General features: G+C 38.9%; 13 protein-coding genes and 1 pseudogene. 8 read left to right on the top strand and 6 right to left on the bottom strand.

Translation table 11 applies throughout. The annotated features are described in order from the left end of the window. Positions 1-99: 99 nt before the first annotated feature. On the bottom strand, positions 100-2676 hold the full coding sequence (locus tag BM130_RS12045; RefSeq protein ID WP_010526574.1) for a tetratricopeptide repeat protein: 2577 nt from the start codon (positions 2674-2676) through the stop codon (positions 100-102). Between the two features lie 337 nt (positions 2677-3013). Here BM130_RS12045 and bcp point away from each other — a divergent pair, with 337 nt between their 5' ends. The 3 genes from bcp to BM130_RS12060 all read left to right on the top strand — a co-directional run bounded on the left by bcp (position 3014) and on the right by BM130_RS12060 (position 8019). Then, positions 3014-3478 carry a thioredoxin-dependent thiol peroxidase gene (gene bcp / locus BM130_RS12050; protein ID WP_010526575.1) on the top strand — a complete coding sequence of 155 codons (465 nt, stop codon included), beginning with the start codon at positions 3014-3016 and terminating at the stop codon, positions 3476-3478. A 454-nt stretch (positions 3479-3932) separates the two neighbouring features. Beyond that, positions 3933-4988: a recombinase RecA gene (gene recA, locus BM130_RS12055; protein ID WP_010526576.1), complete on the top strand. Its 1056-nt coding sequence runs from the start codon at positions 3933-3935 to the stop codon at positions 4986-4988. A gap of 94 nt (positions 4989-5082) precedes the next feature. Continuing rightward, the gene (locus BM130_RS12060; RefSeq protein ID WP_010526577.1) at positions 5083-8019 is read left to right on the top strand and encodes an FAD-binding and (Fe-S)-binding domain-containing protein; all 2937 of its coding nucleotides are present in this window, start codon (positions 5083-5085) and stop codon (positions 8017-8019) included. A gap of 117 nt (positions 8020-8136) precedes the next feature. Here BM130_RS12060 and BM130_RS12065 read toward each other — a convergent pair whose 3' ends face one another. After that, the gene (locus tag BM130_RS12065) at positions 8137-8883 is read right to left on the bottom strand and encodes a DUF434 domain-containing protein (protein ID WP_010526578.1); all 747 of its coding nucleotides are present in this window, start codon (positions 8881-8883) and stop codon (positions 8137-8139) included. 257 nt (positions 8884-9140) lie between these two features. On the opposite strand from BM130_RS12065, the gene BM130_RS15695 reads away from it, so the two are divergent. The 5 genes from BM130_RS15695 to BM130_RS12080 all read left to right on the top strand — a co-directional run bounded on the left by BM130_RS15695 (position 9141) and on the right by BM130_RS12080 (position 12393). Further along, complete coding sequence (locus tag BM130_RS15695; protein WP_237706084.1) at positions 9141-9278, top strand: GIY-YIG nuclease family protein; 138 nt, start codon at positions 9141-9143, stop codon at positions 9276-9278. After that, on the top strand, positions 9268-9438 hold the full coding sequence (locus tag BM130_RS15700) for a GIY-YIG nuclease family protein (protein WP_254771985.1): 171 nt from the start codon (positions 9268-9270) through the stop codon (positions 9436-9438). The genes BM130_RS15695 and BM130_RS15700 overlap by 11 nt, the downstream gene beginning before the upstream one ends. A 126-nt stretch (positions 9439-9564) precedes the next feature. Then, the gene (locus BM130_RS15475) at positions 9565-9708 is read left to right on the top strand and encodes a hypothetical protein (protein WP_157998095.1); all 144 of its coding nucleotides are present in this window, start codon (positions 9565-9567) and stop codon (positions 9706-9708) included. Between the two features lie 354 nt (positions 9709-10062). Beyond that, positions 10063-10824, top strand: coding sequence for a phosphatase PAP2 family protein (locus tag BM130_RS12075; RefSeq protein WP_074964389.1), 762 nt, complete (start codon positions 10063-10065; stop codon positions 10822-10824). Positions 10825-10905: 81 nt separating this feature from the next. After that, positions 10906-12393, top strand: a complete 1488-nt coding sequence (locus tag BM130_RS12080) for an ATP-binding cassette domain-containing protein (protein ID WP_010526580.1) — start codon at positions 10906-10908, stop codon at positions 12391-12393. A gap of 54 nt (positions 12394-12447) precedes the next feature. Here BM130_RS12080 and BM130_RS15840 read toward each other — a convergent pair. From BM130_RS15840 to BM130_RS12095, 4 genes and pseudogenes are all read right to left on the bottom strand, one after another. Then, positions 12448-12714 (bottom strand): annotated as a pseudogene (locus BM130_RS15840) (ISL3 family transposase); the annotation flags it as partial. Between the two features lie 59 nt (positions 12715-12773). Next, positions 12774-12920: a hypothetical protein gene (locus BM130_RS15480; protein ID WP_175560427.1), complete on the bottom strand. Its 147-nt coding sequence runs from the start codon at positions 12918-12920 to the stop codon at positions 12774-12776. 65 nt (positions 12921-12985) lie between these two features. Then, on the bottom strand, positions 12986-13324 hold the full coding sequence (locus BM130_RS15765; RefSeq protein ID WP_010526582.1) for a transposase family protein: 339 nt from the start codon (positions 13322-13324) through the stop codon (positions 12986-12988). Between the two features lie 351 nt (positions 13325-13675). After that, entirely contained in the window at positions 13676-14650 is a 975-nt protein-coding gene (locus BM130_RS12095) for an alpha/beta hydrolase (protein WP_010526583.1), read from the bottom strand. Positions 14651-15294 lie beyond the last annotated feature (644 nt).

Below are 15294 nucleotides of genomic sequence, written 5' to 3' on the forward strand. Positions count from 1 at the left end.
TCCCGAAAATGGACCTTCGTTATATTTTGACAATCTTATTCACATCCATGTTTTTATGATTAAATGTTTTTTAGTCAATCAGATTTATTTATTATATCATTAATTTGATTTTATCTTTTGTTGTGCTTCACTGACAGGAATTTGTTTGCCGTTGAAAAATGCTACTATGAAAGCACCTGTGAATCCCTTTTGTTGTATGGTATTTATTTGCTTAAAAGCCTCTTCGTAGGTCGAATAATTACCTGCAAAATATTTTGTGAGGTTTTTCCCGGCAATTGGTTCAGAAGAGACATCAGGTAGCTCGGCCAATAAATTCGGATCCGGATTATTTCTGAAAACACCTATTTGGATTTTAAAAATAGGTCTTTCATTTTTTTCACTATTTTCGGTTGCGGGGTTATTTTTTTCATCTGTAGTGCTGGCTTTGGAAAAGGCTGACTTAATAATCTCCTCGGCATTGTTTGTTTTAATATCTTTAGAATTGTCGGTAACAACGCTACGACTGTTTTGAATAGTTTGGTAGTTAGGTTGAATATGTGTTGATTTAGGGCCGTTATTCACGGCTGTATTAGTTTTATCTGGAAGGTGAAAACCGTGTTTAGAGGTATAGTCTAAAAATTCATCTTCGATCATTTCAACTGCTTCCCTTTTCATGGCAGCAAGATATTCGTATTTTTCGGGATTCCAGATGGCCATTTGAGTCAATTGATTATTGGCATCTTCGAAATAACTATGGGCTTTTCTGAAAGTTGTTTGAAACTGAGGATAATCAGGATTTTGGGACAATAATTCCAGTTTAGGTCGATAAATGCTATATTTTTTATCAAGAGCTTCGTGGTAGAGATCCAGAGATGTTTTTTGTAACTCTTTGGCCTTTTTTATTAATTGCTCAGTGTCGATAGAAGATTGGTCATTATCCTGGGTATCCGTTTTCTTAATTTTCTCAAAAAATGAATTGGATTTGGGCTCATCTTCTTGGTTATTCACTGACTTTTCCATAAGCTTGGCAGCTTCAAGCTTCAAAATATTGGCCCAGGTATAAATGCTATCGGTATTTTGTAAAATTTTAATTTGTGCTGGCGAGAACAGTTTATTATAGACCGGGGTCATTTTTTTCTTCCTTTGAATGAATTCCTCGTCCGAATAAAAAGTCATTTCCTTAGGTTGAAACTTAATTCTCGAGCTGGTTGAGTGGTCGTTATCCTTCTTTATTGGCGGAATATATTTTCCATCCTTAATTAGCTGAGAAATTTTTTCAATCTCTAATTGCCGAGCCCTAATAAGATGGCGTTTAGCACGGTCATCTTGTCCATATACTTTTTGTTCCAGATTAAGAATTTCATCCATTAGTCGAGTCAATTCCTCCTGGTTATAGCTTTCTGCATATTGTTTTCTTTTGATGCGAAGAAGCTGTGTTAAACTGTCTTTTTCCAGTTCTGCTTGTTGCCCCCGTTTAAATTCTGCCCTGGCAACGTCACTGCGAAATTGTTGATAATTGGTGTAAACAATGGTATCATTGATATGAAAAACGAACTCTTTTACCGAAGAAACCTTTTCATCAAGGCGAATAGGCTGTTGGGTTTGTTTTTTTGTCCACAAATTTCCGGATGCCAGAGGGAGACTTGCCAATTCCCGAATTTGACCGGCACTTTCAGCAAGATTTTTTATTACCTGATGGTCCCACACAATTTTTACGACAACGGCTTTGCCGGGTTCAACACCCCGGTTGGTGGTAAACCAGGCTTGTTTCCCAAACGGATCTGCCGCAAAAAGATAATCATCGGCCGGAGAATTGAACGGAGGACCTACATTTTCGGGTTCAGAAAATGTGTTGCTTTCCGGATCATATATAGAGCGATAGATATCAAGACCTCCCATTCCGCCGGGGCGATCAGATGAAAAAAAGAATGTAGTACCGTCAACCATCAGAAAAGGATACTTGTCATCAAAATCAGAATTGACCGGTATACCTAAATTTTTACTGCTACTCCATTGGTCCAGGAGTTTTTCCATTTTATAAATGTCATGTATGGAATCTCCTGATTCTTCCAGCACAAAATAAACCTCATTGCCTTTTTCGGTACGATACAAAATTTCTTTAGGGGGCACACCCGTTTTGAAGAATGATTCATTACGGGCGAGGGTTCCACATTCTTGAGGAAATTGATAGGCTTCAATAAATTGAGCTTCATCAACGGTATCTTTTCGAAGAACTTTAATGGTGAAATATTTGTTAATTAATTGTTTGCCTGATTCACAGTCTTGGATGGCTCTTTTGGTAAGTTCTCGTCTCGGATCGTTGTTGGCAGCATATCTTAAAAAATTTTCATAAGATTTTATCGCCATATCATATTGATATGTATGTTGATATGCTCGTCCCAAATAATAATTTGCATCTTTGTTGACTCGTTTGGTTAAGGCATACTTTAAATGGTTAATAGCCTCATCAAAATTTTGTTGTTGTTCTACCAAACAAACACCCAGATAATAGTTGATTTTTGCATCACGCTCATAGCGTTCAAAAAGTATTTGGTAAAGAGGTAGAGCTTCCCGATAATTTCCTTGTTCAAAAAGAGCCAATGCAAGGTCAGGGTCAGGTGAAATTGGTTTTTCCTGACCAATAATTGGAAAATTGATAAGGAAAATAATAAACAAGGTCACAACAATTGATTTCATATGTATGCAATATTTTTTTGGTTGCTTCATCTCAATAATTGGTATGTTTGTTTGTTGTTAGGCGCATCAAATTTAATCATTCAGGACGAAAAAAAACTACCTGACATAATGCAAAAGTTCTTGTAAAAGTTGTTTTATTCTATTTTGCCTAGATTATATTGTTTTATTTTAACTGAAATTTGATAATTAGATAAGAAATTTGAGGTCCATAAATTATTAATGTGTTTTATTGTTGGGATAGAGTTTTAAGATGTGATTTAACAACAACTATTTATATTATATTTTAAACCAAATAATCCTATTTCTGTTTTCTAAGAGAACCTAAAAAGATGCAATTATGAATAAATTGGAAGTAGGGCAAAAGGCCCCCGCATTTAGCGGAAAAAATCAAGACGGGAAAGAGATTTCCCTTGACGACTTTAAAGGTCAAAAAGTGGTATTATATTTTTATCCCAAAGATAATACCTCGGGTTGTACTGCTGAAGCCTGTAATTTGAATGACAATCTGGAACAGTTTGCCGAAAAGGGTTTTAAGATTATAGGTGTAAGTCCTGATAGTGAGGCATCTCACCGGAAGTTTCGGGAAAAATATGGACTAAAATTTGACCTTATTGCAGATACTGAAAAAGAAATTCTTCAGAAATACGGTGTATGGGCTGAGAAAAAAATGTATGGAAGGACTTATATGGGGGTTGTCCGTACAACTTTTATTATTGATGAAAATGGAGTGATTATAAAAATTTTTGATAAAGTTAAAACGAAAGAGCATTCTGAGCAGATCTTTCAGGAATTGAAGCTGTAATTAATGATGGAGATTGAATAATCATTGGATGAGTTTTTAATTTTCGGTCAGGGAATTATCGGATCGGCCTCAAAATATTGTTTGTTTTAAGAGCTCGTTTGACGAGATTGTTTTATCTTCGTAAAAGCAAATTTTATATTTTTATGGATAACCTTTAAATGGATGAAACGAGCATGGCGGCTTTTGCCACAAAAGGACATGTATAAACGACAAAGGCAGAAGTGCACAGGCAGAAGGCAGAAGAAGGCAATAGTCATTAGTGAATAGTCATTAGTCAACAGTCATTAGTAAATAGTCATTGGTGTTAATGTACAAATGACTAACGACTAACCACTAATGACTACTTTTAAGAGCCAATATTTCAATAAAATAAGTAAATTTTCATTCGTTTTTAGGGTTTATGTATATATAAAAACATAGTTCTCAGGAAATAACATATTTTTATAAATTCATTATGGCCGAAAAACAACAAGAAAAGAAAGATCAAAAAAAAGAACAAGAAGCAAAAAAAATTAGTGCGGAGAAATTAAAAGCCCTTCAGCTGACCATAGACAAAATAGATAAAACCTATGGTAAGGGTGCCATTATGCGGATGGGGGAGTCGGTAGCTGAGAATGTACCCTCTTTTTCGTCGGGTTCTATTGCTCTTGATAGAGCCTTAGGAGTAGGCGGATATCCCCGTGGGCGGGTTATTGAAATATACGGACCTGAGTCATCAGGAAAGACAACACTGGCCATTCATGCCATGGCCGAAGTGCAGAAGTTGGGTGGTATAGCCGCCATCATTGATGCGGAACATGCTTTTGACCGCTTTTACGCCGAAAAGCTCGGGGTGGATGTGGAAAACTTACTCATTTCTCAGCCTGATAACGGGGAGCAAGCCCTGGAAATTGCTGACCAATTGATTCGTTCTTCGGCCATCGACTTGGTGGTGGTTGACTCTGTGGCAGCGTTAACCCCGAAGGCTGAAATTGAAGGTGAGATGGGCGATAATAAGATGGGCTTGCAGGCGCGGCTTATGTCTCAGGCCTTACGAAAACTGACTTCCAATATCAGTAAGACCAATACCTGTTGTATTTTTATCAATCAGTTGCGGGAAAAAATTGGTGTGATGTTTGGTAACCCTGAAACCACCACCGGTGGTAACGCTCTTAAGTTTTATGCATCTGTGCGCCTCGATATTCGAAGGGTTAGTCAAATAAAAAACGGTGAGGAAGTGATTGGTAGCCATACTCGCGTCAAGGTGGTTAAAAACAAAGTGGCGCCGCCATTCCGTAAAGCCGAATTTGATATCATGTATGGTGAGGGGATATCCAAAGTAGGAGAAATCATTGATTTGGGTGTTGAACATGGTATCATTAAGAAGAGCGGTTCATGGTTTAGTTACGGAGAAACCAAGTTAGGCCAAGGACGTGAAGCGGTGAAAGAGGTGATACGTGATAATCCGGAACTGGCCGATGAATTGGAGAAAAAAATTATTGAAGCTTTAGATGCGGAAAAAAATAATTAAATTTGAACTCGAAGCGTGCAATTAAGCACTCATATGAAATTCATGTAAAGGGCAGCTCTGAATGGGTTGCCCTTCCTTTTAAGATGGGGAATTAATGAAACCATTAGCAGATATTCTTTCCCTTCGTATTAAAGGCAAGGTATTCACCGATGAGTTGATTCGTGCCTTATATGCCACCGATGCCTCGGTATATCGGGAGATGCCTCTGGCTGTTGTGTTCCCGCAAGACGAAGAGGACATCCGGCAATTAATCCTCTTTGCCCGAGAAAACAAAGTGGCATTGATTCCTCGAACGGCGGGAACCTCACTGGCTGGCCAAGTTGTTGGGAACGGCATTGTGGTGGATGTTTCCCGTACCTTTACCCGAATTCTTGAGGTAAATACCGCTGAATCGTGGGTAAGGGTACAACCCGGCGTGGTGCGGGATGAGTTAAATCTTTACCTGGCAGAATATGGACTTTTCTTTGGTCCGGAGACTTCTACTTCTAATCGTGCCATGATTGGTGGAATGGTAGGGAACAATTCTTGTGGAGCTAATTCTTTGGTTTATGGCAGTACTCGTGATAATATTCTTGAGGTGACAGGTTTCTTGAGTGATGGGTCTAAAGTTGTTTTTAAAGAACTGACCGTTGATGAGTTTGCCGAAAAATCCCTTTCTTCCGATGATTCGTTGGAAGCCGCCATCTATCGGCAAATTAATGGGATGTTAAGTAATCCGGTGAATCAAAAAAAAATTGAACAATCCTTCCCAAAATCTTCTGTTCATCGTCGAAATACAGGTTATGCTTTAGATGTTCTTGCGCGTTCGGCTCCGTTCAAGTCTGGCGGCCCCAATATAAATCTTGCCCAATTGATTGCCGGTTCGGAAGGAACCTTGATGTTCATTACCGAAATTAAGCTTAAATGTCACTCATTGCCACCTAAAGAGAAAGGGGTACTTTGTATTCACTTTCATTCGGTAGAGGAGGCTTTAAAAGCCAATTTGGCAGCACTGCGTCATCGTCCTACAGCCAGTGAGCTGATGGATGATTTTATCCTCAACTGTACAAAAAACAATCCTGAACAAAACAAAAATCGTTTTTTCATTGACGGAGACCCGAAGGCTTTATTGGTGGTTGAATTTACCAAACCCACAAAAGAAGAAATTGAAGCGGCCGCTCATTTATTGACCGATGAGTTAAAAAAGGCAGGTTTGGGTTATCATTATCCACTTGTGACAGGCACCGATATTAAACGGGTGTGGTCGTTACGCAAAGCTGCACTGGGCGTTCTTTTTACTACCCCCGGTGATGCCAAACCCGTTGCTGTTATTGAGGATACATCGGTGGCGGCGGAGGATTTGCCGAATTATGTGACCGATATAAAGAAAATGCTACAGTCGCTAAATACCACTTGTGTTTTTTATGGTCATGCCGGCACAGGCGAACTGCACCTGCGCCCGTTAATCAATTTGAAAACCGGGGAGGGACATAAGCTTTTCAGAAAAATAGCGGAAGATACTGCCAAACTGGTGAAAAAATACCGGGGCTCACTGAGCGGCGAGCATGGTGACGGAAGGCTCAGAGGAGAATTTATCCGATATATGGTAGGGGATGAAATCTATTCATTCTTCAAAGAACTTAAAAGAACATGGGACCCTAATCATATTTTCAATCCCGGGAAAATAGTGGAAACCCCGCCTATGGATACCTCGCTTCGTTACAATGCCTCAACGGAGACCCCTGAGATAGAGACCATCTTTGACTTTTCTCGCGAAAGAGGTTATATCCGTGCTGCCGAATTTTGCAATGGTTCGGGCGACTGCCGCAAGACACATTTGTCGGGTGGAACAATGTGTCCCAGCTACATGGCTACGCGTGACGAAATGCACACCACCAGGGCACGGGCCAATATTTTGCGGGAGTATCTCAGGAAGCCATATGTGAAAAACCGCTTCAATCATTATGAGATATACCGGGTTATGGACCTATGTCTTTCCTGTAAGGCCTGTAAGTCGGAGTGTCCTTCAGGGGTGGATGTTACCAAGCTAAAAGCAGAGTTTCTGCAACATTATTATGAAGCCAATGGTGTTCCTTTTCGTACCCGGTTAATTGCCAATATTTCGCGTTTGAATGCTTTGGCATCGTTAGCCCCGGCGCTTTATAATTTTGTAGTGACCAATTCTTTTACAACGAAAGTATTGAAGCATTTGGCAGGCTTTGCGTCTAAGCGTTCGTTGCCGTTGCTAAACAGTACCACCCTTAGTCGATGGTACCGGAAGGAAAAAAGGATGCTGGCGAGGCCTTCTTCATCAAAAGGGAAAGTATTGTTCTTTAATGATGAGTTTACCAACTACAATGATGCGGAGATAGGGCGGAAGGCTGTTTTATTGCTCAACAAGCTTGGGTATGAAGTGATTATTCCGCCTCATGTGGAAAGTGGACGTGCCTGTTTATCAAAAGGCTTGTTGAAAAAAGCTCGTAACATAGCCATCGAAAATATAAACCAACTTAGTCAATGGGTATCGGAAGAGGTTCCGTTGGTAGGTCTGGAACCATCAGCATTGCTGACCTTTCGTGATGAATATATCGATTTGGTGCCGGATGAGATGAAGCCATTGGCTCGCAATATAGCCCGAAACGCTCTTCTTTTTGAGGAATTTTTATTGCGAGAAGTAAAAAAAGGAAATGTTTCGTCCGAACTCTTTGTTAAAGAACATCGAAAGATATTGCTGCATGGCCATTGTCATCAGAAATCGCTGGCATCAGTAGAGCCTACTGTTAAGATGCTTAGTTTGCCGGAAAATTATAAAGTGGAAGTTATTCCCTCAGGATGTTGCGGAATGGCCGGTTCTTTCGGCTATGAAAAAGAGCACTATGAAGTATCCATGAAAATAGGTGAATTGGTGTTATTTCCCACCATTAGGAAAAAAGAGGCCGAGACCTTGGTGGCTGCCCCCGGAACCAGCTGTCGGCATCAGATTAAAGATGGAACAGGGGAGAGGGCATATCATCCGGTAGAAATATTGTACGATGCGTTGAGAGAAAAATAGGCCGAGACTTTGGTGCATGGGGTTCTGAATAGAGAAAATGTAGATATTCTAATTGAAAGATAGTGAAAGGGTGTGGGAAAATTGGGGATGTCAGAGATTTTTCTTTTATAAAGAATGCTAACGTTCGGCTCTGTCATGATTCCAAATATCGATTAGCCAAGGGACTTTGATAACACGATTCTCGAGGAAGAAAGAGATGAGATTGAACCATTGATTGCACCGAGCCAGTATCTGAGAGTCGGAGGATATGACAATTTTGTTGGCTTCGGCAACTTTATTATCGGTTTGGTCAGCCAGCCTTGTTTGCCATTGTATGTTATTTTGACATCCCACCTCTTCCACCAATTTGGCCAGACGCCCGGAATTACTCACAGGCTTGTCGAATACCCATAACACGGAGTGAGCATTGTATTGCCTGAAAAATTGAGCAATTAATGCAATGGCAACAGGGGTTTCACTAATTTTTCGGTAGGAGCCGTGAAGTCCTGAAATGTCGCGTATTAGTCCGTCTCTTCCTTTGAATACCGGAGCACCACTTAGAATTGCTTCCATAATAATTAGCAGATTGAATCCGTCAATAATGACAGGTTGGTTTTTTAGCATATCAGGCGAGGTCAACTCTCCGGCAGCAACGCGCTCAACCAGTTCCCGGGGTTGGCAGGCTTTATCCAAAGCCGTGCGTTGTCGTTCTCTCAGTTTATAATGGTCGCCCACCAGTTTCAAGGCTGCTTTGGCTGCATAGTGCTTGTCCAGTAGCCAGCAATAATCCTTGGCTGCCTTGGACATAATTTCTATTTGTTCCTCTGTAAAAAGAAGATGATCCCGGGGACCTGGTCCCCGATGTTTTCGGTTGTCGGGTGACATTTCTTGTGTACTTTGTGGTTGTTATATTGCGATTCCTGAAGATAGTGAATTGTTTTAAAAGTTTCATACATCCCCGATGGGAGTTTGGGCATCTTTCGACTGTATCGCATTTTTCAATTTAATCAGCAATTAGTATATATATACTAACCTACTACAATGTGTGTGTATTAACCTATTACATGGTGTCGTTAATTTTAATCACATGATGTTGTTAATTAATAATTATTTGGTGTTTGTCAAATATAAATTTTATACTAATGAAACCCTACAAGTACATTTTAAAATGTGTTGATGGCAGCTATTATATCGGCAGTACCAGAAATCTGGTAAGGCGTTTGGCGCAACATCAGGCAGGGAAAGGTGCCAACTTTACAAAAAAAAAGATTGCCCTTTAAGCTGGTTTATTTTGAAGAATTTCAGCGAATAGATGAGGCCTTTTACAGAGAAAAACAAGTACAGGGGAGGAGCAGAAAAAAGAAAGAGGCATTAATAGATGGTTTTCACGAAAAACTGCCTGACCTATTTAGAAACTATACCCAATATCCACGACGATAAGAGTAGTGGAACGGTGGTTTCATTGGGCTCAACTAATGTGTAGAAATAGTGTGGAGTGGATGAAAAAAGTTTTCAGAACCTGCCCAATGATTGTTGCCTGAACTTTTTTAAATCTTATGCCTGAGTATGTTGAAGGACGCAATCATTCGCGGTTACAAAACCGGTTTAACTCAATATACCGGGCAAATTATTCTCAGGTTTGCTTTGCAATCATGGTATATGTCGAACAGGGAAAAGCAGATAAAAAAGTTTATAAAACGTGTTGTATAATTGTGGTGAAATAGCTTACTGCTAGGTTACTTTGTAATGTTTGTCAAAGTAAACCCGATTAGCCTTGGATGAAGGCGTCATTCTTGAGCTTGATAGAATTAGCACCTTCTAATAAAATTTCATCCAAATTCCGTGGTACTTGAAAAAGTTTTGTATTTTTAGCTGCTATCTGAAATTTCGGGAGTTGATGTATTGTTGCTAATGCAGGATTCAAACAAAGAGCATTAACTATGGGGCAAGTAGGGTTAACTCTCAAGGTGCGGATAAAAATTGAAGCGGCATGGCAGAGAATCGGTCTGAAGTGCTCAAAGCTACAGTCATAACATTTAAAGCAAAATTATAATAGTTTATTTTATGACAGGCAGAAAAGTTTTGATAATGATTTTGGTGTCATTACCATTTTCATTTAAAATTTTTGGACAAGAATTTTCCTCTGATACTATTTCATCGGATAAAAAGTTGGAATTTAAATACTCATTGTTAATTATCCCAACTGTATTAATTGGATATGGAACGGTTGGAATTGAAAGTGATGGACTGAAGAATTTGAATGCAGAAATAAAAGAAGAATTAAACGAAAATATTGATGAAAAACTAACCATTGATGATTTTTCTCAATACGCACCAACTTTGACTGTTTATGCGCTGAATTCATTGGGAATAAAAGGGAAAAATAACTTTAGAAAAAGGACAACAATTTTAGCGACATCATTTCTCATTATGACAGCAACTGTCTCCAGCCTGAAATTAACAACTAATATAACCAGACCGGATGGTAGTTCTAATAACTCGTTCCCATCAGGTCATACTTCCACGGCATTTATGGGAGCAGAATTTCTATGGCAAGAATATAAAGATGTTTCTGCTTGGTATGGAATTACAGGTTATGTCATTGCGACAGGAACGGGTTTTTTTAGAATGTATAACGACAGACATTGGTTAACGGACGTTACGACGGGGGCAGGTATCGGAATCCTAAGCACTAAAATTGCGTATTGGGTAAATCCATATATTAGTAAAAAACTCTTTCCAAATAGAAATAAGCAATCTGCATCGATTCTCTACCCATATTATAATGGTGAGCAATGGTGTGTGTGTTTCGCATTAAGATTTTAAAATAAACTTTATCTGATTGGATAGGTGGTGTTTTAGTGGTTTGACCATTGGCGTATTTCTTACATTAATGTATAATCTGATATGAACGAAATCCTCACCATACATAATTCCTGTATCAAATTCAGGAGTTGGATACTTTTTGAAAACCTCAATTTCAGCATCCGGCATGGAGAGCACTGGGCTCTTGTTGGACCAGCCGGTGCCGGTAAAACGGCCTTGCTCAAAACCATTGCCGGTGATTTTTTTGTGGCTGACGGAAAGATAGAGCATCATTATTATCAACGATATCGGGCGGAACATCAGATTTCCGATCCTTTGTTCTCGCCTCGGCACCTGATAGGATATTTGGATGTAAGGCATGATTTTACCAATCTTAGTCACACCCGCGATTTTTTCTATCAGCAACGTTTCAATGCCACCTATGCCGAAGAGGCACCTACCGTGGAAGAATATCTTACTGAGCAGTTTCAGAAGGCCATGGTACAGAGTCCCTGGAATCTGGAACGTGTAATCGGAGAGTTTGACCTGGAGCCACTACTGCGAAAGCGACTGATCATGCTTTCGAACGGTGAAACCAAACGGTTGTGCCTGGCGGCAGCGCTACTGAAGAATCCGCGATTGCTACTGCTCGATAATCCCCTTATAGGTCTCGATAGGGTAAGCCGCCGTAAATTTGATGAGTTGTTTAAAAAAATGGCCCAAAGCGGAATTACGCTTGTTATGGTCACCTCGCCTCGTCATATTCCCAAGGTGGTGACTCATGTATTGGTTATGAAAAATTCTCATGAGATGCTGGAATATTCCGCCGACCAGTTTAAACCGGAAATGGTGCCCGTCAATCATAACCCCATTTCCCTTCCGGATGAGAAGGAATTGAGGACATTACTTAATGGGGAACAGAAAAAGAATTTTCGCGTACTGGTGCATATGAACAAAGTGAAGGTACGTTATGGGGCGGTAGAAGTACTTAATGGTATCGACTGGACCATTCGTCCCGGCGAGCGATGGGCCTTGTCGGGCCCCAACGGTTCGGGAAAATCGACGCTGCTTAGTCTCATCTATGGCGATCATCCGCAAGCCTATGCCAACGATATAGTGTTGTTTGACCGTCGGCGTGGTAGTGGTGAAAGTATTTGGGAAATAAAGCGTGAGATTGGGTATATGTCGCCCGAATTGTTTCAATATTTTCCGGGGAATTTCACCTGTCGTCAAGTGATTGAATCAGGTTTTTTTGATACAATAGGTTTATATCAGAAGGTAGCTTATGACCAGCAGGAAAAGGCCGGACGGTGGATGAAAGTGATGGGATTGGAAGAAGATAGTGATATGTTATTTACAGACTTATCGACTACCCGTCAGCGACTTTGTTTATTAACGCGTGCACTGGTTAAAAATCCCAAATTGCTAATACTGGATGAACCTTGTCAGGGCTTTGATGAAGGTCAGCAACAAGGCTTTCGAAATCTTATCGATGCTATTGCTCAAATTAGTAGTCTTTCAATTATTTATGTGACTCATTATCGGGAAGAGTTGCCCAAATGTATTGAATATGAACTAAAGCTAACTTGAATTTAATTTTCCGAGCCGCTGCAATGTTGCAGGACGTTTTCAGAAAATGGTTCATCACAAAAATGCGTACCTGGCTCTATGAAGATATAAAATCTTTAGATTAAAAAATTCCATATCTCTATAACCATATACTTTTCTATTAAGCACCTTTATTTTATTATTCATGCCTTCCAAAGGGCCTGTGGAGATGGGGTGTTTAAACCAATTTAATATTCCGGTTCTATAAGATTTTAACATTGCAAAAAATTTCCTAAGGGGTGTTACTCCGGCAGCCTCTGCACTACGGCACCATAAAGTTATGAAAGTCATTGCCTTTATTTCATTAGTATATAATTTATCTAATTCATTGGTCTAATGGAACTCGCATGGCTTAATGAAATTTATACATGTTCTTTTGTGGCAAAAGCCGCCATGCTCGTTTCATCAGTATAAATTTTTTCTAAGTTATTGGTCTGATGGAACTCGCATGACCAAAAGTTTATACATGTTCTTATTGCGACAAGCTTTCTTGGTCTTGCTCGTTTCATCCGTATAAAATTTATCTAAGTTATTGGCTGGATGGAACTCGCATGGCTTAAGTTTATAGATGTTTTTATTGTGGAAAACATTCTTGCAATGCTCGTTTCATTTCCACGGGAATATTTTTTTCTTCAGCATAAGCAAGCCTTTCCTGACGGATTACCCCACAATCTTTGCATTCGAGACGCTGAACCTTTGCCTTTAAATAAACAGGCTTTAGCCCTATAGGAACCGTCCTGAACAATCTCATAGTAAAGCCCTTTTTTATCACATTATAGCTATGGCAATTACTACACTTCAATTTATCCTCCTTGGTTTGGATATGAAATATTACTGTTCCTCCTTTATATTCTGTTTTCAAATATTCTTGGTTGTTCAGTCCAAATGCATGATATAACAAACTTGTTGACATTTTTTTCTTTTAAAAATACACCTTATTTTTATTTATTCCAGGTACGCATTTTTGTGGTGAACCTAAATAATAGGACAAAAAAACTATAAGTAAATTTTATATATTGTCAAAGAATTTTTCGTTTTTCTGTTAAATATATGCCGTTAATCAGATAAATAAATCTCAAGCCGACTGACAATTAGGGCAAATGGTTTTCTATAATTTATTTTGTATTTTTATTCCGAATTAAATATTCTAAGGAACGATAAGTTTGTAATTTATCTGTTGACTCTAAATACTAATTTCTGGGCCTTTTATATAGATTTAAACCATAAAAAACAATAATTTAGGTAGTTTTTTATTTGTCAAAATTTAAAATATGGTATTAAGGAAATCTGTTATGTATTGAACAGTAGGTTCGAACCAGGGATGAAACAGCCAAAAAGGATGAACTTTAGCCGAAAAAGAATGCACTTCGTAATAGATATTCCATTGGGACAGTAATCCAATCAATTCATTCTGACCAGCACTAAACCGGGGAATTCCGCTGTTGATAAACAACATAGGAGGAGAGGATTCATTGGCATAAAAAATAGGAGAAGCTTCCTTCCATATTTCAGGTTTTTCAGTGTATGTTCCTCCCAGCCAAAGAACATCTACAGAACTGGAGTCTCTTTCTTTGTTCAATGACAATGGAGCCAGAAAACTAATAACTCCATCAAGTACAATAATGCCTTGAACTGAGCTGCTAAACTGTTGATTTCCGAGTTCTCCTTCGAATTTCTTTATTCCATTTGATAAGCCAACTAAGGCTGCCAGATGACCTCCGGCAGAGGTTCCGGATATGGCTATTTTGTGGGCATTTATATTATACTTTGCGGCATTGGCACGAACCCATCGGATTGCAGCCTTAATATTTTTTACCGCAGCGGGATATTTGGCTTCGGGAAGAAGTTGGTATTCCACTGTAATTGTTACATAACCGTAAGATGCAATTCTTTGTGCCAAAGGGACCTCCATGTTTTTATTTCCTGAGCTCCATCCTCCGCCATGAATCATGATTAGAGCCGGAAGTTTTTTATTTCCTTTTGGTCTAAATAGGTCTAAATGAAGTTTTCGAGTGCCATAAAGGGTGTTTTCAAGAGTGGCATATTCCAAATTACGGTATTCAATAACTCCTTCCGGTAATTTTTCTTTTACAGGAATTGCAACAGGAAAATAATCTTTTATTTTTTCCCAGGCCGACCATACCGTAAAGGTGGTATCCTTAGGAATTGTGTTTTGTTGTGCTATACAAAAAAAAGAAACAGTCAATAAGATAGCGGATAAATAAAAGTGTTTTTTCATTTTTGTTTTTTCCCTAAAAATATATCAGTTCCGATATTTTTCATCCAATAAAACAGGGGAAAAATTGTCGAATTTATGGGGGCAAAATTACATTTAGTCTAAGAAGTCGTTTGTTGTTGGTAAAATATGTGAGGTTGCTGATTTTTGAGCCTAAATTTTTCATGGTTTTACTATTAAAAACCATTGTTTAAGTTTAGTGGAATTACATTTTTATTGTCCAATCGAAAGGATGAAACTAGCATGGCAAGAAGGTTTTTTAATTGACGTATTTCATTGGATAATTTGATATGAACGAAATCCTAACCACACCCAATGCCCGTAACAAATTCAGGAATCGGATAATTTTTAAAAACTTCAATTTCAGCATCAGAGGGGGGAGAGTACCGGTCCATTGTGGAACCGGACAGTGCCGGGAAAACGGCTCATCTCAAAACCATGTCCGGTGATTTCTTAGTGGCAAAAGTTGGCTTAAAGATTTATTGCCAAAAAATTAAAAATAATTGCCAGAAAGTGTATTGTGGTAATTAAGTGCTTATGATAATTTTGGTCTTTAGGTTGAAATAGGTTTTTTCAACTGAGAAATTAAACCTGGTTCAAAGACTAAAAAAGTATTGTTTTTTGTTATGGCCCGATTCCAGTGACTT

The sequence above is a fragment of the Thermophagus xiamenensis genome (assembly GCF_900112795.1).
GTDB lineage: Bacteria > Bacteroidota > Bacteroidia > Bacteroidales > Marinilabiliaceae > Thermophagus > Thermophagus xiamenensis.